The 25,685-nt window shown below is 61.3% G+C and carries 20 protein-coding genes and 4 tRNA genes; 16 read left to right on the top strand and 8 right to left on the bottom strand.

Annotated elements, in window-relative coordinates:
• Window positions 1-8 precede the first annotated feature (8 nt).
• Window positions 9-284, bottom strand: a complete 276-nt coding sequence (locus P3T24_RS07725) for a hypothetical protein (RefSeq protein ID WP_278498991.1) — start codon at window positions 282-284, stop codon at window positions 9-11.
• A 560-nt stretch (window positions 285-844) separates the two neighbouring features.
• Window positions 845-1,378 (bottom strand): AhpC/TSA family protein, encoded by a 534-nt coding sequence (locus tag P3T24_RS07720; protein WP_429433526.1) that lies wholly within the window; start codon window positions 1,376-1,378, stop codon window positions 845-847.
• Between the two features lie 117 nt (window positions 1,379-1,495).
• Between P3T24_RS07720 and P3T24_RS07715 the strand changes: the two genes are divergently transcribed.
• A complete protein-coding gene (locus P3T24_RS07715; protein WP_423803330.1) occupies window positions 1,496-2,647 on the top strand; it encodes a hypothetical protein in 1,152 nt (383 codons plus the stop codon).
• 35 nt (window positions 2,648-2,682) lie between these two features.
• On the opposite strand, the gene P3T24_RS07710 is transcribed toward P3T24_RS07715, so the two are convergent.
• Entirely contained in the window at window positions 2,683-2,829 is a 147-nt protein-coding gene (locus P3T24_RS07710) for a hypothetical protein (RefSeq protein WP_278498987.1), read from the bottom strand.
• 892 nt (window positions 2,830-3,721) lie between these two features.
• Here P3T24_RS07710 and acs point away from each other — a divergent pair.
• From acs to P3T24_RS07680, 6 genes are all read left to right on the top strand, one after another.
• Window positions 3,722-5,704 carry an acetate--CoA ligase gene (gene acs, locus P3T24_RS07705; RefSeq protein ID WP_429433523.1) on the top strand — a complete coding sequence of 661 codons (1,983 nt, stop codon included), beginning with the start codon at window positions 3,722-3,724 and terminating at the stop codon, window positions 5,702-5,704.
• 95 nt (window positions 5,705-5,799) lie between these two features.
• Window positions 5,800-6,399: an acetate uptake transporter gene (locus tag P3T24_RS07700; protein WP_278498986.1), complete on the top strand. Its 600-nt coding sequence runs from the start codon at window positions 5,800-5,802 to the stop codon at window positions 6,397-6,399.
• A gap of 970 nt (window positions 6,400-7,369) precedes the next feature.
• Window positions 7,370-7,445: transfer RNA gene (locus P3T24_RS07695), tRNA-Glu, on the top strand.
• Window positions 7,446-7,551: 106 nt separating this feature from the next.
• Window positions 7,552-7,628, top strand: a tRNA-Asp gene (locus P3T24_RS07690).
• Window positions 7,629-7,687: 59 nt separating this feature from the next.
• Window positions 7,688-7,763: transfer RNA gene (locus P3T24_RS07685), tRNA-Glu, on the top strand.
• 19 nt (window positions 7,764-7,782) lie between these two features.
• Window positions 7,783-7,859 (top strand) — tRNA-Asp (locus P3T24_RS07680).
• Between the two features lie 198 nt (window positions 7,860-8,057).
• Here the strand turns inward: P3T24_RS07680 and P3T24_RS07675 are convergent.
• Window positions 8,058-8,816 (bottom strand): GntR family transcriptional regulator, encoded by a 759-nt coding sequence (locus P3T24_RS07675; RefSeq protein ID WP_083611391.1) that lies wholly within the window; start codon window positions 8,814-8,816, stop codon window positions 8,058-8,060.
• Window positions 8,817-8,885: 69 nt separating this feature from the next.
• Here P3T24_RS07675 and P3T24_RS07670 point away from each other — a divergent pair, with 69 nt between their 5' ends.
• The 8 genes from P3T24_RS07670 to P3T24_RS07635 all read left to right on the top strand — a co-directional run bounded on the left by P3T24_RS07670 (window position 8,886) and on the right by P3T24_RS07635 (window position 18,984).
• The gene (locus P3T24_RS07670) at window positions 8,886-9,614 is read left to right on the top strand and encodes an enoyl-CoA hydratase/isomerase family protein (protein ID WP_429433521.1); all 729 of its coding nucleotides are present in this window, start codon (window positions 8,886-8,888) and stop codon (window positions 9,612-9,614) included.
• A gap of 51 nt (window positions 9,615-9,665) precedes the next feature.
• Window positions 9,666-11,057, top strand: a complete 1,392-nt coding sequence (locus P3T24_RS07665; RefSeq protein WP_429433519.1) for an MFS transporter — start codon at window positions 9,666-9,668, stop codon at window positions 11,055-11,057.
• A 16-nt stretch (window positions 11,058-11,073) separates the two neighbouring features.
• On the top strand, window positions 11,074-12,588 hold the full coding sequence (locus P3T24_RS07660) for an aldehyde dehydrogenase (RefSeq protein ID WP_429433517.1): 1,515 nt from the start codon (window positions 11,074-11,076) through the stop codon (window positions 12,586-12,588).
• Between the two features lie 396 nt (window positions 12,589-12,984).
• Window positions 12,985-13,698, top strand: coding sequence for a hypothetical protein (locus P3T24_RS07655; RefSeq protein WP_429433515.1), 714 nt, complete (start codon window positions 12,985-12,987; stop codon window positions 13,696-13,698).
• A 156-nt stretch (window positions 13,699-13,854) separates the two neighbouring features.
• A complete protein-coding gene (locus P3T24_RS07650; protein WP_429433513.1) occupies window positions 13,855-14,661 on the top strand; it encodes a hypothetical protein in 807 nt (268 codons plus the stop codon).
• Window positions 14,615-15,790 carry a diguanylate cyclase domain-containing protein gene (locus P3T24_RS07645; RefSeq protein WP_429433511.1) on the top strand — a complete coding sequence of 392 codons (1,176 nt, stop codon included), beginning with the start codon at window positions 14,615-14,617 and terminating at the stop codon, window positions 15,788-15,790. Before P3T24_RS07650 ends, P3T24_RS07645 begins: the two co-directional genes overlap by 47 nt.
• A 293-nt stretch (window positions 15,791-16,083) precedes the next feature.
• Window positions 16,084-17,802 carry an NAD-dependent malic enzyme gene (locus tag P3T24_RS07640; protein ID WP_429404645.1) on the top strand — a complete coding sequence of 573 codons (1,719 nt, stop codon included), beginning with the start codon at window positions 16,084-16,086 and terminating at the stop codon, window positions 17,800-17,802.
• A 237-nt stretch (window positions 17,803-18,039) separates the two neighbouring features.
• The gene (locus P3T24_RS07635) at window positions 18,040-18,984 is read left to right on the top strand and encodes an AEC family transporter (protein WP_429433509.1); all 945 of its coding nucleotides are present in this window, start codon (window positions 18,040-18,042) and stop codon (window positions 18,982-18,984) included.
• A gap of 46 nt (window positions 18,985-19,030) precedes the next feature.
• Here the strand turns inward: P3T24_RS07635 and P3T24_RS07630 are convergent, their stop codons facing one another.
• The 4 genes from P3T24_RS07630 to P3T24_RS07615 all read right to left on the bottom strand — a co-directional run bounded on the left by P3T24_RS07630 (window position 19,031) and on the right by P3T24_RS07615 (window position 23,994).
• Complete coding sequence (locus tag P3T24_RS07630) at window positions 19,031-20,749, bottom strand: fibronectin type III domain-containing protein (protein ID WP_429433507.1); 1,719 nt, start codon at window positions 20,747-20,749, stop codon at window positions 19,031-19,033.
• Window positions 20,750-20,998: 249 nt separating this feature from the next.
• Window positions 20,999-21,538 (bottom strand): hypothetical protein, encoded by a 540-nt coding sequence (locus tag P3T24_RS07625; protein WP_429287131.1) that lies wholly within the window; start codon window positions 21,536-21,538, stop codon window positions 20,999-21,001.
• Window positions 21,539-21,631: 93 nt separating this feature from the next.
• Window positions 21,632-22,702 (bottom strand): aldose epimerase family protein, encoded by a 1,071-nt coding sequence (locus tag P3T24_RS07620; protein ID WP_074264240.1) that lies wholly within the window; start codon window positions 22,700-22,702, stop codon window positions 21,632-21,634.
• Between the two features lie 74 nt (window positions 22,703-22,776).
• Window positions 22,777-23,994 carry a XylR family transcriptional regulator gene (locus P3T24_RS07615; RefSeq protein ID WP_429433505.1) on the bottom strand — a complete coding sequence of 406 codons (1,218 nt, stop codon included), beginning with the start codon at window positions 23,992-23,994 and terminating at the stop codon, window positions 22,777-22,779.
• Window positions 23,995-24,268: 274 nt separating this feature from the next.
• On the opposite strand from P3T24_RS07615, the gene xylA reads away from it, so the two are divergent.
• Window positions 24,269-25,591, top strand: a complete 1,323-nt coding sequence (xylA, locus tag P3T24_RS07610; protein WP_429404650.1) for a xylose isomerase — start codon at window positions 24,269-24,271, stop codon at window positions 25,589-25,591.
• Window positions 25,592-25,685 lie beyond the last annotated feature (94 nt).

Raw genomic sequence — 25,685 nt, 5'->3', positions numbered from 1 at the left:
ACGTCGAGCTAAACCGAGCTGACGCCGAACACTCCGGTCGCCAGATCGCGCTCGAAATCGGCGTGCCATGCGGTGCCTTGACCAGCTGCATAAACAGCAGACTTCTCATTGCTACGTCGGGTAACCATGACTTGTCGACGAATCAGGCCCGTAATATCTCCCGCCGGGTACTGATCTTCGTCCCGGATGTCGAAATCGATGATATCGAAGCCATGACTGGAGAAAATTGACTCCGCGTCAGCCTTCTCGTCTTCACTGAACTCATGAAACTGATGCGTGATCATGTGCACCGTCCTGTTGTAAAAAAAGTTGTAGCATGAGCGCCAAGGAAAGGAATCTGGACTTTCGGCGCTGCCGCGATAAGAACCCGTCCTCAACGTTACCGTGCCGAGCATTTCGGTACTGTGGTGGCCGTCCTCAGGATATCGTTGCGTGGCTTTGTGTTTGGTACGGCAACGTAAGCGGACCGCAGTCTCCCTTGGGCCGTCTCTCACTACGATCCCAGATTTCTGCAGGCAATTCGGTACGGTAACGTTCAAGGTTACTTCCGTCACACCGGCTCGCCGGACGCCCAGTACGGCGGCGAACAGATCTGGTGCATTGTCAGCCGGTTTGACGGTAGCCGGTCAAAGCGAAGCCGTAGCAGCCGGCACGGCTGTGCTGACAAGCGCGCCGGGCGAAATCCGTCAGCCCATGGCAGCGCACGCCTATACGGGATTTGCGAGATCGCGAATGTCCGGTTCATGCTAGCAACCGGACCGACGAGCCAAGGATTCGTTTGTCCGCGGTGGGTCGGCGATCGTCCGCTATGCCGGTGAAGAAAATCCGCAGGCCATCCGTGTGTCTATGGGGTCTGTCTGGCCAGGGTCAACAGGTCGCCAACTGACCATTGATCGTAGATGTGGGCGCCATATTTGCGCGCGAGTATCTGGCCGCCACTGTCAATCAGGAAGTCGGCTGGCAAACCAAGTTTGCCGCCCTCCGAATGGAGGGACGTTACGGGCTGTTTTCCGCGGAGAATCCTGGCAAGGCTGCGCAGCGCTCCCCGCAGGATTGGAAACCATGCTCGCATATTCATTAATGCGCGAGGCGATGATTTCGCACCGAACTCGGCATAGAGCTTTTTCCCGGGATCGGCGACAACAGCGAATGGCAGATCCATGGTGAAGGAGCGTAGTTCATCGGCGCTCGAGTGGAACACTGCGATCTCCAGAATGCCAGCAGACACGGTTTCATCGTGCCGTTGCGCAATGGAGTGCAAGTGGAGATCGCAAACGGGACAGCCAGCAAAGCGCCGGAACTGCAGATGAACGAGTCGTCGCGTACAACCGCGGCCGCACGGCAGGACTGGCGGACGGCATCGTCGTGACGCCGTCACACAATCCACGGGAAAGCGGCGGGTTCAAATACAACCCACCGAGCGGCGGCCCGGCCGACGAGATCGTGACCGGCTGGATCGAAGTGGCAGCGAACGGATTGCTCGAAAGCAAACTTGATGGCGTGCTGCGTATGTGTCTATCGAAGGCGCTGCGCGCCACCACGACACCGGCATGCCTTCCTCAACGCTTACGTTGGCGATCTCGTCAGTGTCATCGATATGGATGTGGTGCGTGGCGCACCGATCGTCCTGGGCGTCGACCCGTTCGGTGGCGCGGGTGTGCACTACTGGGGGCCGATTGCGGAACTCTACGGCCTGAATCTGAGCGTGGTCAACGGCGACGTCGATCCAACATTCCGCTTCATGAGCGTCGACTGGGATGGACGGACTCGCATGGATCCATCGTCGCCGTATGCGATGCAAACGCTGATCGACCAGAAGGATCGCTTCGATGTGGCCTTCGCATGCGACACCGATCACGATCGCCATGGCATCGTCACGCGGCACACCGGTCTGCTGACGCCGAATCACTATCTCACGGTCCTCGTCGATTATCTGTATTCTCATCGGCCCCAGTGGCGTGCTCATGTGGCGGTGGCCAAAACCGTTGTTAGCAGCCAGATGATCGATCGTGTGAGCGAGAGGCTCGGTCGTACGCTTTACGAAGTGCCTGTCGGATCCAAATGGTTTGTCGACGGCTTGCTCGACGGATCGCTCGGCTTCGGCGGGGAAGAGAGCGCGGGTGCCAGTTGTCTGCGACTCGATGGCACGGCGTGGACGAACGACAAGGACGGAATCGTACCGGCGTTGCTGTCAGCCGAGATCACGACGCGAATTGGCCGCGATCCCGCTGAAATCTACCGGAATCTGACCCAGAAGATGGGGGAGCCGGTTGAACGTCGCGTGCAAGCCGTCGCAACGGCGCCGCAGCGCGCGATGCTGCGCCGACTCTCGCCGGCGCAGTTTCCCCATACCGAACTGGCCGGCGAACAGATCGAGCAGGTGCTCGACCGTGCACCAGGCAACAACGCGCCCATCGGCGGCATCAAGGTGATCGCTAAGAGCGGTTGGTTTGCGGCACGTCCGTCAGGGACCGAAGATATCTACAGGATCTATGCGGAGAGCTTCCTGGGTGAAGATCACCTGACGCGCATCGTTGAGGAAGCCCCGGTGATGGTGGATGACATGCTTGCGGAACATGCTTTGCCTATGATCGCGCTCAGCCGTGGAGACTTGGAGACTGGCCGCCGGTATCCTGGCTGCGTCTGATCTCGCAACGCGCAAACGCGGTGAGCGCGGCACGCCTAGTAATGGTCGTGAGCCTCGTGATAGTCGCCACCGCCGTGGTCGCCGTGGTGGTCGTCGCCACCGACCGGGACGAGGATGCACGCACTCAGGCCGCTAATTAGCGACAGCGCGATAAGCATCCATACACGTGTCTGGTTCTTCATTTCCATTCCCCATTGAAATTAGAGCGGCAGGAACGAACTGATTCCAGGGGCCTCCTGCTGTGCATAAACAACCGGCGGTGCTCCGTAGCCATTGTCTTGATCGCCGTAAGCGTGGCCATTGCGATGATGATCGTCATGCCGGTACGCCTCGCGTGGGGCGGCATGGCTCTAGCCATGCTGCTGGCCGCCGTGGTGAGGCTCTACCGCTTGCAGAGGCGCTGTTGTAACGAGGCAGGCGATCGCTAACGTGAGGCCAGTTGCGCTCAAAAGCCGTGCTCTCATCGCGCCCTTGTCAGGCGTGCGGGTGATTGAGGTTTTCACGGTGTATTGCCTGCAAAGTACCAACGCTGCGAGCGCACTGCGAGCGAATTCGGTTGAATAAGAGAACAATGCCACCGCATCCGATCGGGGTCTGTCCGATGGCGGACGTTTGCGTGCAAGGTTGGCATCGATTTGCCGAGCGGTCGGTACGACGACGGACAGCGAGACTTCTCTTCCCGCGCATTGAGGCCGGTTCCGCACTTGTACGGCACCGTACCGACCTTCGCCGAGGTTGAGCGCACCATGATCGCGCGCGCCTAACGCCTCTCATCCAAAGGCGCTCGAAACACCCTCGCGCAGTATGATTTTCTTTGATCACTCGCCCGGGCCGCCCCCTCCAGCACGGAGTGGCCATCATGCCCACAATCCGGCAACACTTTTTCTTTCCGCCACGCTCGTGGCGTAGACAGTCGCTGCTATGCAATGGCGCGGCAAGACAGATCACTTTGCGTGATTTCGTTCCAGCGACGCAAGCGCCTTCCTCTGCGCGTGCCGAGTTGAATCTCGTGCGCGAATTGAATTGCGCCGGGATCGTTCCGAACTCATGCCTAAACCCGTGCGGGAGCAAAAAATGTTAGTCACCGAAGTCGCTGCCCCGATTCTTCAGGAACCGAAGGTATTCCTCCCGTCCGCGGCGATCTCGGCGCAGGCAGCGATCTCAGGCATGGACGCGTACCGGGCTCTCGTCGCGGAAGCAGAACGCGATTACGAAGGTTTCTGGGCGCGTCTTGCCAAAGAGACGCTGAGCTGGAATAAGCCGTTCACCAAGGTGCTCGACGAATCGAAGGCGCCGTTCTACACCTGGTTCGAGGACGGCGAACTGAACGCGTCGTACAACTGCCTGGATCGTCATATCGAGGCTGGCAATGGTGAGCGCGTCGCGGTGATTTTCGAAGCCGACGACGGTACCGTGACTCATGTTACCTATCAGGATCTGCTGCATCGTGTCTGCCGCCTGGCCAACGCGCTCAAGAAGCGCGGCGTGAAGAAGGGCGACCGCGTGGTGATCTATATGCCGATGTCGGTCGAAGGCGTCGTCGCCATGCAGGCTTGCGCGCGCATTGGCGCCACGCATTCGGTCGTGTTCGGCGGCTTCTCGTCGAAGTCGCTGAACGAGCGCCTCGTCGACGTGGGCGCGGTGGCGCTCGTCACGTCGGACGAACAGATGCGCGGCGGCAAGGCATTGCCGCTGAAGAACATCGCCGACGAAGCGCTGGCGATGGGCGGCTGCGAGGCCGTCGGGAGCGTGATCGTCTACCGGCGGACCGGCGGCAAGATCGCGTGGCACGAAGGCCGCGATCTCTGGATGCATGAAATCACCCAGGGCGAGTCGGATAAATGCGCGCCCGAGTGGGTGGGCGCCGAACATCCGCTGTTCATCCTCTATACCTCGGGTTCGACCGGCAAGCCGAAGGGCGTGCAGCACAGCACCGGCGGCTATCTGCTATGGGCCGCGCAGACGCTGAAGTGGACCTTCGACTGGAAGCCCACCGATGTGTTCTGGTGTACCGCCGACATCGGCTGGATCACGGGGCACAGCTATATCGCGTACGGTCCGATGATACTAGGCGCCACCCAGGTCATGTTCGAAGGCGTGCCGACTTATCCGAACGCGGGCCGTTTCTGGGAGATGATCGCGCGCCACAAGGTGACGCTGTTCTACACCGCGCCGACTGCCATCCGCTCGCTGATCAAGCTGGCGGAGGCCGACGCCAAAGTGCATCCGGACGCCTACGACCTGTCGACGCTGCGCATTCTCGGCACGGTCGGCGAACCGATCAATCCGGCCGCATGGATGTGGTACTACGAGCACGTTGGCGGTGGCCACTGCCCCGTGGTCGACACCTGGTGGCAGACCGAAACCGGGGGGCACATGATTGCGCCGATGCCAGGCGCAACGCCACTCGTGCCGGGTTCCTGCACCTTGCCGCTGCCGGGGATCATGGCGGCGGTGGTGGACGAGACGGGCCAGGATGAGCCGGACGGCAAAGGCGGCCTCCTTGTGATCAGGCGCCCCTGGCCGTCGATGCTACGGACGGTGTGGGGCGATCCAGCCCGCTTCGAGAAGGGGTATTTCCCCGAAGAACTCGGCGGCAAACTGTATCTCGCCGGCGACGGTGCGGTGCGCGACAAGGAAACCGGCTACTTCACCATCACAGGACGGATAGACGACGTGCTCAACGTGTCCGGGCACCGGCTCGGCACGATGGAGATCGAGTCAGCGCTGGTGGCCAATCCGCTTGTCGCGGAGGCTGCGGTAGTTGGATGCGCGGACGAAACGACGGGCGAGATCGTCTTTGCCTTCGTAGTCCTGAAGGGCGCACGCCCCGAAGGTGAAGAAGCGGAGAAGATTGCTAACGAACTGCGGGCATGGGTCGGCAAGGAAATCGGGCCGATCGCGAAACCGAAAGTGATCCGCTTCGGCGAGAATCTTCCGAAAACACGTTCTGGAAAAATCATGCGCCGTTTGCTGCGCTCGCTGGCAGCAGGTGAGGAGATCACGCAGGACGTGTCGACGCTCGAGAATCCGGCCATTCTCGACCAACTCGGGTAATCGACACCGGCATCGCGTGCTGGATATGTAGAAGCATTTTCGTCAACCGGCTGTGAACCGTGAACGCGGTGTTGACGGAACCTCAGGAGCAGACAATGAGCAATGCCGCCGTTTTACCGAAGTTATCGAATCCTGCCCCGCTGGGTCTCGCGGGCTTCGCGTTGACGACATGGTTGCTGAGTATGATTAACGCGGGCTGGATTACCGGCGACGGGATGGGAATCGTACTGGCTTGCGCGCTTGCATATGGCGGCACTGCGCAGGCAATCGCCGGGATTATGGAGCTGCCGCGCGGCAATACATTCGGCGCTACCGCGTTTCTGAGCTACGGCGCGTTCTGGTGGTCGTTTGCACTATTCGTTCTGTTTCTGCATGACAAGGTGTCCGCCGCGTTCGTTGGTTGGTATCTGTTTCTATGGGGCGCGTTCACTTTCTATATGTGGTTGGCCACCTTTCGTTCGCCGCGCGCACTTCAGGCTATTTTTCTGGCACTCTGGATCACTTTCTTTCTGCTAGCTGCGGGGGAGTGGACTGGCTCAAGCGCCCTGCACGTGGCTGGCGGATATATGGGGCTCGTTACCGCCGTTCTGGCGTTTTATCTGTCGGCAGCCGATCTGATGAACGAGGTCTATGACCGCATCGTCTTGCCCACTGGTGAGCCGCGGATTTTCAAGCGACACGCCGTCCTTCTGTAACGCCCCGGTGGCACGCCAGTGTCTGGACGGCAAGGAGTTGACCGCATTACGACTCACGCCGTCTCGCCAGCGTCGGTGATGCAAGGTATACCGCGCCGAGGCCTTTACCGCACCGAACGTCCACCATGCGCGCTGCTGCCGATCCGTGGAATGCGTTTCGATCTGGGGAGCCGCTAGGACGCGAGCCGCTCGACCATCTGGCGCAGGCACTGGTGTGGGCGCCGGTGACGGCCGCGCCTGCCGCGTCAAGGGCGGCGCTGTTCTCGCGCCGCACGAGGACGGGTGCAGCGATAAATCTACCCTTAGCTCTGCCATTTCTCTAAGAAATGAGATCTTGGCTTCCATCGAATGCCCCCCGAACTGGCATGTTGTGTCTGAGCAGCGCACGCCCTGCAGCGCGATGCTGAGGTTGTTAGCTATTTGGAAACCGGGATGATCGAGTTGCAGCAACGGTCATTTTCACTGTAGGGCGCCGCGCGCGAGCCCGAACGGGTCATGTGCTCGTCGGAGCGACGTTCGGCGGGACGCCCCATTGCTGGGTCTCAATTACACCCTTTGAACTTCGTTGGCGATGAGGGTAGGGAGGGCGACAGAAAATTCTTGCGCATCGGTGCAGTGCCTGCGTATAATTTCGTTCTCCGCTGCTGAGCGCCTCAAGACAGGTTCACTGAGGTCGTTTCGAGGCGAGATGTTGCTGAAAAGCATCGGATCGTGGGTGATGTGCCCCAAGTCGTACCCGATGGGGTTTGTGATTCACGAGAGCCCTTGGTGGCAAAGGTCCGCAGGGAGTTTTTCGATCCCGCTTACCTCCACCATCAGAGCAGATTGAAGTCTTTTCCGGTGTCCGGATGCGGTAGCAAAAAAGACTTCACAAGCAGTAACAATGTAGTTAGAATATTGGTCTTCGCTGCTTACGGACTGAATTTAACGTCAATTAGCAGCAAGATAAAGACAGATCTGAAAAGATTATGTCCCCTTCGTCTAGAGGCCTAGGACATCACCCTTTCACGGTGAGTACAGGGGTTCGAATCCCCTAGGGGACGCCAAACATCAGCGTCGCTTTAATGTTCGAATGAAGCAGGTTCGAAGACAAATAAAGTGGTGCAGCTTGCAGAGAAATAACCGACGCTCGCAAGCTTGGGTGTAAAGACTGGAGTGGTAGTTCAGTCGGTTAGAATACCGGCCTGTCACGCCGGGGGTCGCGGGTTCGAGTCCCGTCCACTCCGCCAGACAAAGCCCGTTCATGTGAACTGAACGGGCTTTTTCATTAAAGGTGTAAGCGTACGTTGTCCCCTTCGTCTAGAGGCCTAGGACATCACCCTTTCACGGTGAGTACAGGGGTTCGAATCCCCTAGGGGACGCCAAAGACGGCGTACAAAATCTGGAGCGGTAGTTCAGTTGGTTAGAATACCGGCCTGTCACGCCGGGGGTCGCGGGTTCGAGTCCCGTCCGCTCCGCCAGATTGCCCAAAACGTTCCGTTCGGAACTGTTCAAACAGATAGCGCAGGGCCTTGTGAATAGGTTCTGCGCTCATCGTCCGAAGTAACTTTCCAGTTCGTCGTGTGGTTTGTCCGGCTGAGTCTCAACGTTGTTGATAGGCTTGATGGCCGGCACAATTCGCTTGTGCGAATTACCAGGTAATCCTAACGGAAAGCAAACTACACTTCGCTTTCCTTCAGCACATCGGTCGCCGCTTCACAGGCGCCACGCAACTGCTCGCGCATCAGGTCCTGAACGATCGGATCGCCCGAGACGATCGCGTTCTTGATCTTTACTGCCAGCTCGCACGACACGCGCATGCGGCCACCACGCGACATCGCGATGCGCCGCAAGCGCCGCACGGGGCCAATGAGGCTCGCGTGGGTCGCCTGCAGCGTACGGTTGTCGGCGAGCGTCATGACGATCGCGTAGAAGCGGTCGAGGCCATCGACATAGCTTGCGGGATCGTTTGCCGCGAGACTTGCCTGCATGGCGTCCGTTACATCCTCGAGTTGCGCGCGGCCGAGCGCCGTGATCCGCTCAGCGGCAAGCTGCACCGCCAGGCATTCGAGCGCCATACGCACCCGGTAAATCTCTGCCACGTCACGCAGCGACACCGACCGAACAAACGCACCAACCCGCGCCACCACCGTAACCAGCCCTTCACGCTCGAGCTGCGCAAACGCTTCGCGCATAGGCGTACGGCTCACGTTCAGCTGCTTCGCGACCTGCACCTCGGAAAGCCTGCTGCCAGGCGCGAGCACGCCTTCAACGATCGCCTCGCGCAACGCCGGCACGACGACGCCGTCGCTCAATGAATCGCTTGGCGCATCCACGGTGCGCATGCGCGAGTGATATTTACGGCCGATCGCATCGAGCGCTTGCTCCGGTGTCGCTACCGCTGATTCCCGCAATTTACTTTTCGTCGACGAAGTCATTGACATCCCGATATAGGCTGAATACGCTGTATACAGATTATACAGCAAGCTAGTCGCGAGGAGACTATTTTGGACAACGCATCTCTGCCGCAGCCGGTCCTGATCGATCGGACGGATTCGGTTCTTACGTTTACGCTCAACAATCCGGAAGCGGGCAACGAAGTCACGGCGCCGATGTTCGACGCGATGATTGCCGTCTTGCGGGCAGAAGCCGTCATGCCGGCCGCCCGGGTGTTGCGCATTCGCGCGCGTGGCGAGGTCTTTTGCACCGGTCGCGAGCGGGCCGGACGCGATGCGGTGTCGATTCATCAGGAAGTCTCGCGACTGATCGAGTTGAAGCGTCTGCTGCGGGCGTCGTCGCTGATCACCATTGCCGAAGTGCAGGGCAATGCCTTCGGTTTTGGCCTGGGCCTCGCCATCCTGTGCGATTTCACGCTGGTATCGAGCAGCGCGAGTCTCGCGTTTCCTGAGATGAGGAAAGGTCTGCCGCCCGCCGCGATCATGGCTTATCTCGGCAGCTACTCGCTACCCAAGCACGTGTTCCCGATGGTCCTGTTCGGCGATGAAATCACACCCGAAGCTGCGCTTGCCGCAGGCCTCGTCACCCGCGTGGTCTCCGGAGAATTGCTGCAGGCCGAAGCCGAAGCGCTCACCGAGCGTGTCCTCGCACTCGACGATACGGGCGCCCGCCAGTGCAAGGCGTTCTTCCAGTCCGCACAGGAAAGTCCGATCGAACACAACTTCCGCTGCGCCACCGAAACGTTGACGGTCGCAGCGCTGCGTCTGCAGGGCAAGTAGGCCGTTGCGCCAACCCATTCGACAGGCCAGGCAGGTCTGCAGGAGACGGAAATGAGTGTGAACGCAGGGGCGCGGCTCGACCGCTTGCCGATGTCGGGTTTTCATCGCCGCATCATGTGGCTGATCGGCATCGGCATGTTTTTCGACGGCTTCGATATCTATGTGGCGTCGACGGTGCTGGGCGCCACGCTGAAAAGCGGCTTTTCGACGCTCGGACAGAACGCGCTGTTCGTGTCGCTGACCTTCCTTGGCATGATGCTCGGCTCATTGGCAACGGGCTTTCTAGGCGATCGGTACGGCCGGCGCTTCACCTACCAGACCAACCTGATGGTGTTCGGCGTGGCATCGCTTGGCGCCGCGCTCGCGCCGAACATGACCGTGCTGATCGCCTGCCGGTTCGTGATGGGACTCGGTCTTGGCGCGGAAAACGTGGTCGGCTATTCGACGCTCACGGAGTTCGCTCCGCCCGCCTCGCGGGGCAAGCTGCAGGGCTTGATGGCCGTCTTCGTGGTATCCGGACTGCCAGTCGCAGGGTTGATCGGACTCCTGCTGATTCCCGTGCTCGGCTGGCGCGGCATGTTCGTGCTCGGCGGGATCGGTGCGATCGGCGTATGGTATGCGCGCAAGTCGTTACCGGAGTCGCCGCGTTGGCTCGAGTCCGCTGGACATGATAAGGAAGCCGAAGCGATTCTGTCGACAATCGAAGCTGAGGTGAAGGCAGAGCACGGCAACGCGCCACTACCTGTGCCGGTGCAGAAGCCGCTCATCGCACCGTCGCGCGAACTCGGCTCGCTGTTCAGCGGCGTCATGCTCCCGCGGATGATTGTCGGCTGTGTGACGCTGATCGTCATCAACACGCTGCTGTACGGCTTCGTGACGTGGCTGCCGACCTTCTTCGTGCATCAGGGTTTCAGCATCGCAAAGTCGTTCGGGTTCGCGCTCGTGATGTCACTGGGTGCGCCGCTCGGCTCGGGTTTTGGGGCGTTGACCGCCGACCGCCTCGGTCGCAAGAAAACCATTATCGGCGCATCGCTATTCGCCATCGTGTTCGGCTCGATCTATCCGTTCGTGAGCAATGAAGTTCTACTGCCTATCGTCGGATTGCTGCTCGTGATTCCCATCTATGTGCTGGTCGCGCTGCTGTTTGCCATCTACGTTCCGGAGCTCTTTCCGACCGAAGTCCGGCTGCGCGCGTCCGGTATTTGCAACACCCTTGGCCGCGGGGCGACGATCATCACGCCATTCATCGTGGTCGCCCTGTTCGCGCACTACGGTGTGATCGGCGTATTGGCCTTGATGATCGGCTTGCTGGCGATTCAGATCGTGGTGGTGGGAGCGCTTGGCGTCGAGTCGACGGGCCAGCGCCTCGAAGATATTCAGCCGAGCGGCGCGACTGCGCGCCACGAGGTCGGTGCGGATGCGCGGGTGTCCCCGCTTAAGTAAATACGGAGAATCTGGAATGGATGCAGTGAACAAGCAATACCTGAACGCACAGCTGTTCATCGACGGCAAGTTCGTCGATGCGGCTTCGGGCAAGACCATGGATATCATCAACCCGGCCAACGGCGCGGTGATCGGGCAGCTCGCAGCGGCATCGGCAGAAGACGTGGATCGCGCGGTGCAAGGCGCACACACGGCCTTCGAAAGTGGCGTATGGCGCGATCTTTCGATCCAGCAACGTGCCCGCGTGCTCAACCGCTTTGCAGATCTGTTCGAAGCGGATCTGGGGAATTTCTACAAGCTCGAAACGCTCAACAACGGGCGTCCGCTCGTCGAAACGCGTGCGCAGATTTCGCGCTTGCCGCAGTTCTACCGCTATTTCGCGGCACTTGCGTTGACGCGTCGCAGCGACGTGATCCCTATCGAAGGCCCGTATCTCTGCTATACCCAGCGCGTGCCGCTCGGCGTGTGTGCGTTGATGACGTCGTTCAACCATCCGTTGATGATTCTGTCGAAGAGTCTCGCCCCAGCGCTTGCGACCGGCAATAGCGTGGTCATCAAGGCCTCGGAACAGACCCCGCTCACGACCGTGCGGCTCGTCGAACTGTTGCAGCAGGCCGGCGTTCCGGACGGCGTGGTGAATGTGGTGAACGGCGAGGGCAAGGAAGCGGGCGCGGCGCTGGCGCGTCATCCGCTGATTGCCAAGGTGGTGTTCACCGGCGGTACGGAAGTGGGGCGTTCTATCGGTGAAGCGGCTGCGCAGACTTTCGCTTTGACGACGCTCGAACTGGGCGGCAAGGGCGCGGTCATGCTGTTCGACGACATGGACCTCGATCGCGCGGTGAATGGCGCGGCGTTCGCGGCGTTTATCGGTGCGGGACAGACCTGCGTATGCGGCGCGCGCATTCTGGTTCAGGAAACGATCTATGCAGCGTTCCTCGAGAAATTCAAGGCGAAGGTCGCATCGATCCGCGTCGGCGACCCCGCCGACATCAACACACAACTCGGTCCGGTGATCTCGGCGCGTTCGCGCACGCGCATCCTTGCGATGCTGGAGCGAGGAATCGCGGAAGGCGCGAAAGTGCTGAGCGGCGGCGGCATTCCGGCGCACCTGCGCGACGAGGGCTTTTATCTCGAACCCACCGCGTTCTATGACGTCGACCCGAAGTCCGAACTCGGTCAAGGCGAAGTGTTCGGGCCGGTCACGGTGATCATGCCGTTCAAGGACGAGGCGGACGCACTGCGCATCGCCAACGACACGCAATTCGGACTCGCTGCTTCGGTTTGGACACAGGATGTGGCACGTGCTCACCGTGTGGCGAGCAAGCTCATCTTCGGCATGGTCTGGATCAACGATCACCATCGTCTGGACCCAGCTTCGCCGTGGGGCGGCTTCAAGAACAGTGGGGTAGGGCGCGAGACCGGCATCGAATCGTTCGACCAGTTCAGCGAACCGCGGGCCGTGACGGTCAACACAAGCGGTACGACAGTCGACTGGTATGCGGACGATGGCCAGCTGAAGCGGCTCAATTGATGAATATGCAAAGTACTGCTTAAGTTTCAGGCTAGATAATCGACAGCTGATCCCTCGATCAAATGCCGCGCGACGCCCTTGAGCACCGCGCGGCATTTTGCATGTATACCAGGTCGCCTGGCGGCGGCCCCAGCTTGTTTACGATCCTTCCGCCTCTCTTTCACCGCGATCGATCGTGCACAAAAGTGGGCACACATACTTAAGAAATGATTAAGCACATCCATTGTGTGCACATAATTGGCGCGACGTTTTTTACCCATCTGCGAGACCAGGAGAACAGATTACCGTTTCGTCGAGATGCGCCAGTGTCTTGACGTTTACTGCCTGGCGTACGCGGTTGCATTGACCGGGTTAGCAACCGAGTATGGTCGGGTGCGGGCAAACGGAGTGTGAAATATGTCGGAAGCGCAAACAGTGCTCAAGGACAATGTAGCGGAACCCGTTTCCGTCGATCTGGCCGAACCGGCCCCCATCGATCGTGAAACATTCCATTACTGGCTGTCCGGAGAGCAAAACGCATTTGAAGGAATCGATTTTGCGCTCAGGATCACCAGCTTTCTCGACTGTCACGACGCACTGATGGTTGGCTGCGGTCAGCAACTCGGTTATGTAGACGACTCGCCGCAACGGCGCCCTGATCTGCACGCCTTCGGCCGCGAACTATATGGTTCGCCGGAATTCGGCGGCCGCCGCTATGTCCGCTCCATCCGCTTGCTCGAAGCGGGCTCGCTCGACACCTTGACCGTTATGGATACGTGTGACCATCTCAGCCAACTGGAGTGCGGTTGTCTGTTCGCCGAGGCAAATCGGGTGCTGAAACCGAACGGATATTTCATCGTGCGCGTGCCCGTTGGTTACGGGCGGGCAACCGTCTCGCGCAAACGCATGGCAGAAGCGCGCCGGGCCGACGAGCCGGGCGTAAGAGAGTCCGGCCGGGTCGCGAAGCTCTCTCGCCAGACGGGCGGAGTGCGTTTCAGATTCAAGGCGTTTCGCCGCTCGCTTGCCGAAAGCTTCGATATAGAACAAGCGGTGAATCAACCCTGGCCGGGTTTGCCCCGCTGGTTCAATTCCCGCCGCATCATGCTGTGCCGGAAGCGCGAAGCGCAATAAGGCGCGCGGGCACGCTAACTGCTGGTCTACGGCCATCCCACGGCTATCGCTATCAGTGGATGAATTTCATGCGCCGAGGGACTACAGTAGCAATGTTGCGCGCTCGTCAGAACACAATCTGTCGCGATGTCGACGACGGGTTCGGAGTTTATCGCCATGGCCAAGCATACCGGACCACCAGAATCGGGGGCGGATAGCCCTGCGGAGCGTCCCGTGGATAGCCGCGCGGACGGTCCCCCTGGAGATTCTGGGCAAGACTTCAGTCAACGCTTCGATCCTGACCTCGATCCCATGTACGCCATGCCGCCTGCGCGGTTTGGGCGCCTCGCGCTCTGGGCTGCGTCGGCGAGTGCGCTGACGGTGGGCGTTGCGGCCACGGTCGCGTATGGCGTCTGGTTCGATCAGGATCAGCGCGCCTATACGCGAGCGATGGCTACGGCGCAACAGGCGCTCTCGACGCGTGTCGCGGCCACGGTCCCAGCCGCGCTCACAGCCGCACCTCCGGAACAGATGCTATCGGCCGCCGCTGCTTTCGTGCCGGACCCGCCGCTTTCGGCGACCCCGACGCTTTCGGCGACCCCGACGACCGCCATGACCACCACAACAGCCGCACCAGTGCAGACGCCAACAACGTGGTCAGGTCGGGTAGGCGCAGCTGCACCGCCCGCGAACTCTCAGACCACGCTAGCCGACGCGGATGAAACAGAGCCACCCCCTTCGGCTTTACCCGCCCAGCCCGATTCAAGCGACACACCTTCCTCCGATGCCCTCGCGCCGCATGCAAGCAGCGCACGGCCAGCGATGACGAGCGGTGGCGTGAAGCAGATCCGGCATCGTCCGCTGGTGCGCGCCAAGCCGAATACCGGCTTGCTAGCACGCATGGAATCGTATTTTCATCGTGGAAACTATCGGCAGCATGGCAACGGAAGCCAGCAGGACCAGGACCTCTACGCCCACTCGTGAGCCGCGCTTTGCAGCGCCTGCCGCACGCAAACCGGCCTTTACGGTTCGCTTCGGCTGGGGGCCGGCTGCGCTGGCGGGGATTGCCTTGCTGTGCCTGCTGGCCGGGCTTCTCGTGCTTGCGGTGCAGATCAAGGCCATCTTCTCCGATCAGTTGAAGCAGGAATATACGGGGCTGGTTCTCGACGCTCTCGGTCGCGCCGAAAGCGCGCGCGATCTCGCCACTGCTCGCCAGCCGCTAACCGGAGATAGTGGAGACAGCAACGCAGAGCCGCAGGACTATCGAAATGCGCGTATCGGTCTTGCAGCCCGTCTCGCGTCCGTCGCTGCAATCGTGAACGTGGATCCGGCGGGCGCGCCGCACATCTCTCAGCGGGCACTCTCGCCCGACGCCAACTTCGACGATACGGATGCCTTGTTGCGCTCGCAGTCGGCCTACTGGCGCACGCGACGCGATATCGTCAGCGCGGATCTGCACACGCGGATCTCGCACGTCGCGAGAACACTGATGGTGTTGTCGGCGCTGATCTTCAGCGCGCTGGTCACGGCGCTCGGCATGTACGCGAAGCGCACGCGGCAACTGGCACGCGAGTCGCACCGTTTCGAGTTCGCCGCATTGCACGATCCGCTGACCGGGCTGCCAAACCGGCGTCATCTGTTTGACACGCTTGCGCGAACCCCGCCGGTAGCGAGGAGTGATCCACTTGGGCACACGCTCGCCGTTCTGTATATCGATCTGGACGGCTTCAAACAGGTCAACGATTCGCGCGGTCACCGCACCGGCGATGAATTCCTGATCGCCGTAGCACGGCGCTTTCGCAAGTCGGTTCGTCCGGTCGATGTGGTGGCGAGAATCGGCGGTGACGAGTTCGCCGTGCTGGTGCGCGGCTTTTCCATGGACGCTGAACTCGGCTCGATTGCGGAGCGCCTGATCGCCTGTGTGGTCGATACGGGCGAGCAGATGCGGATCGGCTTTGTCAGCGCCAGCATCGGCATCGCAAGCTTTCCGCAACCTGTCGAAGACTACCGTCATCTGCTCGCCGCTGCGGACGAGACGATGTATCAGGTCAAACGCAACGGCAAGAACGGCTACGCTTTCGCGCTGCCCGTCGAGCGTTCCGAGGCACTTTGATCCACGCGGCATCGGCTGCGCGAATCTGTCCGAAGGTATCGAGAGGGTGACGCTGCCGATCGGCGAGAGGACCGTGGTGCGGCCACCGTGCGGAATCACAAATTTCGCGTGAAATTGACAGACACCGGCGCTTTCACCGCCTAGACTGATTACGGTCATTCCGCTTGCGATGCGGGTACGTTCCATGTCGACCTTGTGACAAGCCCCACTCTGACAGTGCAACCTCAGCGCAACCCGGATGGACCGCAGCCAGACTGTCGTTGCTGATCCCATCGCTTCCCAGGAGATTTGCCATGCCCCAGGTATCGACGACCGAGGCGGACGCCGCGTCCCTCGACACTTCGCGTTCCGGTTATGAACTGCTCGCCGACCCGCTGTTGAACAAGGGCACCGCGTTCAGCGAGGCGGAGCGGGACAGCTTCGATCTGCACGGACTCTTGCCGCCCACTATCGGCACCCTCGAAGAGCAGGTGTCGCGACGTCTGCAGGTGTTGCGTGCATTTGGGACGGACCTTGAGCGCTACGCGTTCCTGCGCGATCTGCAGGATACCAACGAAACGCTGTTTTTCGCGTTGCTGGTGCAGAACCTCGAAGAGATGTTGCCCGTCGTTTACACGCCGACGGTCGGCGCCGGTTGCCAGCAATTCAGCCGTCTGTTCCGCAAGCCTCGTGGCCTGTTTTTGAGCATGCCGCACAAGAACCGCATCGAGGAGATCCTTGCCCACCCGCGCTTCGACAAGGTCGAGGCCATCGTCGTAACGGATGGCGAGCGCATTCTCGGTCTCGGCGATCAGGGCGCGGGCGGCATGGGCATCCCGATCGGCAAACTGGCGCTCTATACCGGCTGCGGCGGTCTTCATCCTGCGACGACGCTGCCCATCATGCTCGATGTCGGCACGGACAATCCCGACTGCCTGAATGATCCGCTGTACATCGGCTGGCGTCACGAGCGCGTCCGCGGTGAGGAGTACGATGATTTTATCGAGGCCTTCGTGAGCGCCGTCGCAAAGCGCTGGCCGCATGTGCTGCTGCAATGGGAAGACTTCGCGAAGAACAACGCGACGCGCATGCTCGAACGCTACCGCGATCGTCTGTGTACGTTCAATGACGACGTGCAGGGCACGGCGGCAGTGGCGACCGGCACACTGCTCGCGGCGGTCAATGTCACCGGCGTGCCGTTGACGGAGCAACGCATTGCCGTGATGGGCGCGGGCTCGGCCGGTTGCGGCATTGCGAGTCTGATCCGCAAGGCGATGACCGATGCCGGCCTGTCGGATAGCGAGGCCGGCAAACGCTTTTTCATGGTCGATCGCGATGGCCTGCTGGTTGAAGGCATGGACGGCATCGCGTCGTTCCAGCAACCGTTTCTGCAGGACAAGGCGGCGATTGCCGACTGGAAGCTCGATCATCCGGACCGCGTCGCCTTGCTCGACGTGGTGCGCAACGCGAAGCCGACGGTGCTGATCGGCGTGTCGGGGCAGGCTGGGGCGTTCTCCGAACCGGTGGTCCGGGCGATGGCCGAAATCAACAAGCGTCCCGTGATCTTTCCGCTCTCGAACCCCACCTCGCGCGCGGAAGCGACACCGGAAGATCTGCAGACCTGGACCGATGGCCGGGCCGTCATCGGCACGGGCAGTCCGTTCCCGCCGATCGAGCGCAATGGTGCCAAGTTCAAGGTGGATCAGACCAACAACTCCTATATCTTCCCGGGCGTCGGTCTGGGCGCTATCGCGGTCAAGGCTTCGCGTGTGAGCGACCAGATGTTCATGGCGGCGGCGAAAGCGCTCGCTGCGGCTTCGCCGGCCCGTAACGATCCCAACAAAAACCTGCTGCCGCCGGTGACCTCTTTGCGTGAAGTGTCGATCACGGTTGCGCTTGCAGTGGCGCTACAGGCGCACAAGGAAGGGCTGACCCAGGGCGTCGAAACGGATCAGATAGACGGTCTGATCCGTAACAAGGTATGGACACCTCACTACGTGCCTTATAACCGTATCGACGGCAGTACGCCGTAAGCCGGCTGCGTGGGTGTCCACAAGGCGGCTCTGAAGCTTCCGCGAGGTAGACACCTGGCCGCTCGGTGCAGCAAGGTGTGCCGAAGAGCGTGCCCCTCCACGGGGCCGCCGGTGAGTGTTTGCGTGTGTGCTTTGGCGTAACCGCGAGGCACGCGGCGCGCGAGTCGCACAACGGACCATAACCCTGATCGAATAACCAGGCCGTACAACAGGCCACACAACAACAGGAGCCACGCTGTGGTCGACACGATTCTCAATGGCTTGCTGCCGGTTGCATTTGTCATCATGCTCGGCTGGCTTTCGGCCCGGATCCGTCTGCTGAAGCATGACGATGCCGGCGTGCTGGCGACACTCGTGATCCGCTTCGCGCTACCGTTCGCGCTGTTTGAAGGCGCCGTGAAGACATCGCCCGAAAAGCTGCACAACGTGGGTTTTGCGCTGTGTCTGACGCTAGGTTTGATGGGCACCTACCTGATCGCTCTTGCGGTGGGGCGCTTCGTGTTCAAACACGACCTGCGTACGGCAACGATGCAGGCGCTGGTGTGCGCCTTCCCCGATATGGCGTATTTCGGGGCGCCGATTCTGGCCGCGGTGTTCGGGCCCGAAGGATTTCTGGCGGTGCTGGTCGGCAATCTCATCACCAGTATCTTCATGCTGCCGCTGACCATCGTCCTTACGAACCTCGGTGGCACCGGCGAGAAGGAGGGGCAGCGGCCGGATATCCTGCGCATTTTTGGCCAGAGCATTGCGCGTGCGGTGATCAATCCGATCGTCTGGCTGCCGATCTCCGGCATGGTGCTCAGCTTCGCCCATGTCACGTTGCCCGGTCCCGTGCTCACGTCGATCGATCTGATTGCCAAGGCCGCGGGCGGCACCTCGCTCTTTGCGCTCGGACTGATGCTGTATGGCGAGCGCTTCAAGATTAACGCCAACGTCCTCGCCAATCTCGGCATCAAGAACTTCCTGCAGCCGTTGATCATGGCGCTCGGCGCGGTGCTGTTCGGCGTGGTCGGGGCGCCCGCGCACCAGGCCGTGATCACCGGCGCCGTGCCGACTGCTACCGCGGCCGCCATGTTCGCGCTCAAGAGCAATACGTATACGGCCGACGCCACTTCGACGATCCTGATCAGTACGATCCTGGGTGTCCTTATCGAAGGACTGCTGATCGCCTACTTCTTCTGAGCGACACCGCCGCGCCGGCACACCGGCGCGGCCAGCAGCAAACGGCCTAAGCGCGCCGCTTCTTGCTCAGCGTGATGGTTTCGAACAGCGTGTAGTTGGCCGTAGGCGTCTGATCCGCACCCGGCGCGTGATAGTAATTCATCGTGATGGTCGTCGTGCCGCCGTGCTCGCCCGGATCGTGATCGAACACGGCAATGCCATAACCCGTTCCCGTATCGCGTTGCGCTGACCAGATCGCATCTTCCAGCGCATCGGCGGGGTTGCGCACGAACGTGTTCGCAGTCGTGCCTGGGATGGGACGGTTTGGCTTGGTGAAGACCTTCGCTTGTGGCAAACCGTTGGTGTTGTCTTCGCCATAGACATCGAGCGGTGCGCTCGTGCCGCCGCCGCCGAGGATCAGGTGGATCGTGCCATGGCTGGTGTCGAAAGTAGTGCTGGCCGGATCTGCCTGCGGCACGGGACGCGGTTGCAGCGTATCCACCACGGCGCCCGTGGTCGCATCCACGCCGGCGTTATGGTTGCAGCCGCGCACAGGATAGCTGCGTTCGTAGTCGTGGTCATGCCCGCATACCACAAGGTCGACACCGTAACGGTCGAATAGCGGCAGCCACGCCTCGCGAATGCCCTTGTCGGACCCATTGCCGGTCTTCGACGAAGTCAGCGCGTCCTGATGCATCTGCACGACGATCCAGTCGATCTCGTGATCTTCCGATGCATGACGCAGCGTCTCTTCGAGCCAACGGGTCTGGATACCCTTGCTGTACCCACGCACGTAGAGCGACGTGCCCGCTTCGATCGGCGCATGACCTGTGCTGGCCACCGGCACCAGCGGATCAGGACCCGCCACGAAGGCCGCCGCGTCCTGATAGACCACGTCGTCAGCATCGAGCGAGATAAACAGCACCGAACTCACGCGAAAGCTGTACCAGTGACCGGCAAACTGCGTGCCGTTCTCCGGCAACGTGTAACGCGTCAGATACGAGGCGAGACCTTGCGGACCGTTATTGAATTCGAGTTCGTGATTGCCCGGACACGGCATCCACGGACGATTGGCCGCCGAGCTCTGGCAGTTGTTGCCGAAGTCGCGCCACACGTCGGGTTGATGCGTCGGGTTCAGGTTCGCGTAGCAGAGATCGCCGTTGAGCAGATGGAACAGCGGCTGGAAGCGTTCGACGGCCTGCACGGCAAAACGGCTTTGCGGATACGAGAGTACCCATTGGGTGTTGGGTGTGGCGAGATCCCCGTAGGTGGTCCAGCGAAACGGCGTGCGTCCGCGCGGCGCCGTCTGGAAGCTCGCGGTGAACGGTTGTGCGGCGTTGCTGTCGTTGTCGGCCGTGACCGTGTACTGATAAGTGTTCGCTGGCTTGAGGCCGCGCAGGCGGGCGTGATATGTGAACACCGTAGCGCCGTTTATGCCATCCGTATAAATGCGTTGCACGCCGTGCACGGTTTGCTGTGCCTCGCCTGCGGCGCCGAACTGCACCCGGGGGTTGGACGCCGTGGCAAGCGAGGCCCACGAGACCACCACCTCACTCGTTGGATCGCTGCCCCAGGTCAGATGAATCTGCTCGGGTGTGCCGTCCGGATTCGTCGTGGCAGCCTTGCCTGTAGCGGCGAAGCTGCCGGTGGCGCCCGCCAGTCCGGAAGCGCCTGCGAGCTTGAGGAAGCCACGGCGCGAGACGGCCGCGAGGACATCGGCGGGGCGGGATGTGCTGGAAGCGGTGTCGGAAGCGAGATGGGCAGCGGGGGAGTTCTTGTTCGACATGTCGGTGCTCGGCCTGTGGGTTGGGAGGACAGCGCGCGGACGGCATCTCTGGTCGGACTGCATATGCAGCAGTCCAGCGCGGCTTGCCGTGACTCGAAGCGCGCAACCGCAACCACATTATTCGCAGAACTGTCTTTCCGTGTTGTGACAGCGCTGCCGGCACCACGCGTGCGACATCTGCGGATCGACCACTGATGTGCACATTGACGCCGGACATGCGGCCCGGCGCCAACCCTTCAGGCGAAGCTTTTAGTTCGCGTTAGCCTGCTTGCTGCCAAACGTCACGGTGATCGACGGCGCATACTGCGGCACCGTAATCATGGCGTCGTCGCTATCGCCATCGTCGCTGTTACCTGCTGCGAAATGAAATTGCGGGCGCGGAATCTGCGTGGTCGCCGCCTTGATCGTCGTCGTGACGGGGTCGTAGCCGGACTTCTCGCATTTGATCTGCAGATCCGAGTCCGAGCGGCGCACGTCGACGCTATCCGGAGCGGTGACTGACCAGTCGCCCTTGCTGTTAGTCAATACGCATTTCGCATCGGCGACCGGCCCGTTGTTATCGACTACGGCGATCGACAGCGTCTCGCGGTCCTTCTTCTCGCCGCCATTGTTCGAATTCGACGCGCCGGTCACGTTGACCGTGTTAGCGGACTGCAGGTTGTTGCTGGCACCGCCGACGTTGCCCGCGAAGGCGCCCAGGGAGATGAGAGAAACCGTTGCAGCAACAACGGCTTTAAGGCTCTTGTAAATTTTGGTTCTCCTTTGCTTTAACTGAAAGCGCGCAGTCAATCGCTTTGCGATGGCCGCCTGAGCGACGGCACCGCAGGACTCTATCACGCCTATTTAAAGCTTGAAATCGGCTAGCCGATCAGGAGAAACCGCTTAGACGCCGGTGCGCACGCCGACGCGATATTGCGTGACATGGCGGTATTCCATGCCGGGCCGTAGCACCACCTGTGCGTTGTCGGCCATATTGATCTGATTGGGAAAGCCGCCCGCTTCGAGGCAAAGTCCGGCGTACTTCGAATAGGTGTGGCCGCCGCGGCCTTGCTCGCCTTCGAGGTGATTGCCGGTGTAAAACTGCAGGCCCCATTGATCGGTCAGGACGCTGAGCTCGCGTCCGCTCGCGGGCTCGTAGACACGTGCCACCTCGCGAACGGGCCGCGTGCTGTCTTTGACTTCAGGCAGTACGTAACAATGGTCAAAGCCAGCTGCGAGTGCGAGCTGGGTATTCGGCCAATCCAGGCGCGCACCGATCGGCGCGCTCTGGCGGAAATCGAACGCATTGCCGGCAACCTCTGCGCGGCGCGTGGGAATCATCTGCGCGTCGACCTCGAAAAAAGCTTCGGCGTCGATCGAGACCACATGACCGCGGACGTCGGCAGCGGCTTGGCCGGTCAGATTGAAATAGCCGTGGCTCGTCAGGTTGAGCGGCGTGGGTGCGTCGGTGATGGCCTCGTAAGCGATCGTCAACGTGCCCTCATCATCGAGCGTGTAGCGGACCTGAACGCTCACGTGGCCCGGAAAGCCCGCATCGCCCTCAGGCGATTCAAGTCGCATGACGAGCGAGCCGTTGTCCTCGGCCGCCTCCCAGCACAGGCGATTGAAGCCGGTACTGCCGCCATGCAGCAGATTGTTGCCCTCGTTGCGGTCGAGCGTGTACTCGATGCCGTCCAGCGCGAAGCGTGCTGCCTCGATGCGGTTGGCCCAGCGCCCGATCAGGCCGCCCATATAGGTGGTGGAGGCCAGGTACTCGGCGGGCGTATCGTGGCCGAGCAGGATATCGCCAAGCCGGCCGGCGCGGTCCGGCGCATGCCACGACACGAGGGTCGCGCCCAGGTCGCTGATACTGACCTTCATGCCATGCGCATTGCGCAGCGTGAAGAGCTGGACCGGGTCGCCGCCGGGCACATTGCCCCAGGGTTCGGTCGAGAAGCGTGCGTGACTGATCATATCGGCGAGAGAAAAAGATTGCGAAAGCGGGATTTCAAAAGCGCACGCAGAGCATACGCCGGGTGTGACTGTGCCTAGTCGGGTGCAGCCGCGGACCTGGTACGTTCCTGATATTCCCGCGGCGTGCAGCCGAGCTCACGGCGAAACACCGCATACATGTACTGCAAGGACGTAAAGCCGCAACGGATCGCAACCTCCGCGCTCGAGGCGTCGCGTCTCGCGAGCATCGCCTTGGCGGCATCGAGCTTGTGACGCAGGATCTCCTGATGCACTGTACATTGCAATTCGCGCCGAAAATATTCTTCGAGCGACGAGCGCGACACGCCGACGTAATCGGCCACCTGTTCGGTGCGGATACCCTGGCAACCGTACTGGCGGATAAAGTGCCGCGCGCGCATCACATAAGGGCTCGTAAGCGGCTGGTGACGGGTCGATTCGAGCACGTTGATACCGACCGGCGGCACGCGGATGCGCCGGCCCGGAAAGCGCGCGCCGTGCAGCATCTGATGCAGCAGGTGAGCGGCAGTGCGACCCATTTCCTCGGTGCCCTGAATCACGGACGACAGCGGAATGCGTGTGAGAGTGCGGCTCAGCGGATCGTTGTCGATGCCGATGATCGAGACCTGTTCGGGCACGGCTATCCCGGCGGTCAGGCAGGCTTGCAGCAGTTGCCGTGCGCGGGCGTCGCTGACCGCGATGATGCCGACCGGTTTGGGCAGTTTTTCGAGCCAGCCCGTGAGCTGTTCGATGGCCTGGTTCCACGACGGTGCGCTGGTGGACAGGCCACGGTAGATCTCGTCGTCGATCTCCTCGGCGCTGCGGCCTTCGGCGGCGCGCAGGCTGACGAAGGCCAGCTCGCGCTGCTGCGCCCAGCGGTTCTCCGGTGCCTGCGGCAGGCTATAGAGCGCGAAGTGCGGCAAGCCCGCACCGATCAGATGGGTATAGGCGAGCGAGACGAGCTGGGTGTTATCCGTCGCGATGTAGGGCAGTTCGGGCGGGTAGTGCGTCTCGTCCTCGTACGACGAACCGACTGCCACCACCGGCAGCGGGCAGCCGCGCAGCGCTTCGCAGACTGCGGGGTCGTCGAAGTCCGCGATGATGCCGTCGCCGTCGAAGCGCTCGATGCCTGTCAGCCGGCAGCGAAAGTCTTCTTCGAGAAACAGGTCCCACGCAACGCGGGTGGAGAGCAGGTAATTGCCAATGCCGCTAATGATCTGGCGGTCATACACCTTGTTCGCGTTGAACAGCAGCGCGATCCGATGGGGTCTTTGCGGCGTCTGGGGGCGGGTCATCGTCGATGGCGCGGCGGCGTGGCGAGCCGGCGGGCCATTGTCTCCATATGGGGCGCGGCTAGCCTGGCCGAGCCGGTTTTTAAGTGTCCGGTTATTTTAGGCCCGGATTGCATTGCGTGTGCACGCCAATAGCGCGGGCGGTGAGAAACATTAACCATGCTGCGCAATTTCGCAATTGCGGGCACGGGCCGCGCGCGGCAGCATGGCGACAGCTTGTCGAACCCGGCCAGGCGCTGCCGCACGGGTTGCACTGCAACAATTAATGGAGACACTCATGTCCTACTTCGAACACATTCCCGCCGTTCGCTACGAAGGTCCGCAATCGGACAATCCGCTCGCTTTCCATCACTACGACCGCACTAAACGTGTGCTCGGCAAGACGCTCGAAGAGCATCTGCGCATTGCCGTGTGCTACTGGCATACGTTCGTATGGCCGGGTGTCGATATCTTCGGGCAGGGCACCTTCGTGCGTCCGTGGCAGCAGCCCGGCGACGCCATGGAGCGCGCGCATCAGAAGGCCGACGCCGCGTTCGAATTCTTCTCGAAGCTCGGTACCCCTTACTATACATTCCACGATACCGACGTGGCTCCGGAAGGCGCGAGCATCAAGGAGTACAGCGAGAATTTCACGCGCATCAGCGACTATCTGGCGCGCAAGCAGCAGGATACCGGCGTAAAGCTTCTGTGGGGCACGGCCAACCTGTTCTCACATCCGCGCTATGCGGGCGGCGCGGCAACCAGCCCAAACCCCGATGTGTTTGCGTTTGCCGCCACTCAGGTACGCCATGCGCTCGACGCCACGCAACGGCTCGGCGGAGAGAACTATGTGCTGTGGGGCGGCCGCGAAGGCTACGACACGCTGCTCAATACCGACCTGGTGCGCGAGCGCGATCAGTTTGCGCGGTTTCTCAACATGGTGGTCGAGCATAAGCACAAGATCGGCTTCAAGGGTACGCTGCTCATCGAGCCGAAACCGCAGGAGCCGACCAAGCATCAATACGATTACGACGTCGCCGCCGTGCATGGGTTTCTCACGCAATACGGCCTGCAGAACGAGATCCGCGTCAATATCGAAGCCAATCATGCGACGCTGGCGGGGCACTCGTTCCATCACGAGATCGCCACGGCGTTTGCACTTGGCATTTTCGGCAGCGTGGATGCCAACCGCGGGGATCCGCAAAACGGCTGGGACACCGACCAGTTTCCGAATAGCGTCGAGGAACTGACGCTCGCGCTCTATGAAATCCTCCGGCACGGCGGTTTTTCGACCGGCGGGATGAACTTCGACTCCAAGGTGCGGCGTCAGAGCGTCGATGCGGAAGACCTGTTCTTCGGGCATATCGGCGCGATCGACAACCTCGCGCTCGCGGTCGAGCGGGCTGCCGTGCTGATCGAAAACGACCGGCTCGAAAAGTTCAAGCGCGAGCGTTACGCCGGCTGGGAGACGGAGTTCGGCCGCAAAATCCTTTCTGGCGGCTATTCGCTGTCGGAGCTTGCCGGCGACGCGGTCGGCCGCGGGGTGAACCCGCAGCATGCGAGCGGCCAGCAGGAGCGGCTGGAAAACATCGTCAACCAGGCTGTCTACGGTCTGCGCTGAGCGCGCGACGCGGCGTGGCGCTGCGTTAAAGCGCCGTGCCGTGCGCGATGACGTGGAACGCGCAAAGCCCATTCGATGGACACGAAAAAACGTT

Source organism: Paraburkholderia sp. GAS33 (genome assembly GCF_050436645.1).
GTDB lineage: Bacteria > Pseudomonadota > Gammaproteobacteria > Burkholderiales > Burkholderiaceae > Paraburkholderia > Paraburkholderia phenazinium_B.
This window is presented reverse-complemented; position numbering and strand designations above follow the sequence as displayed.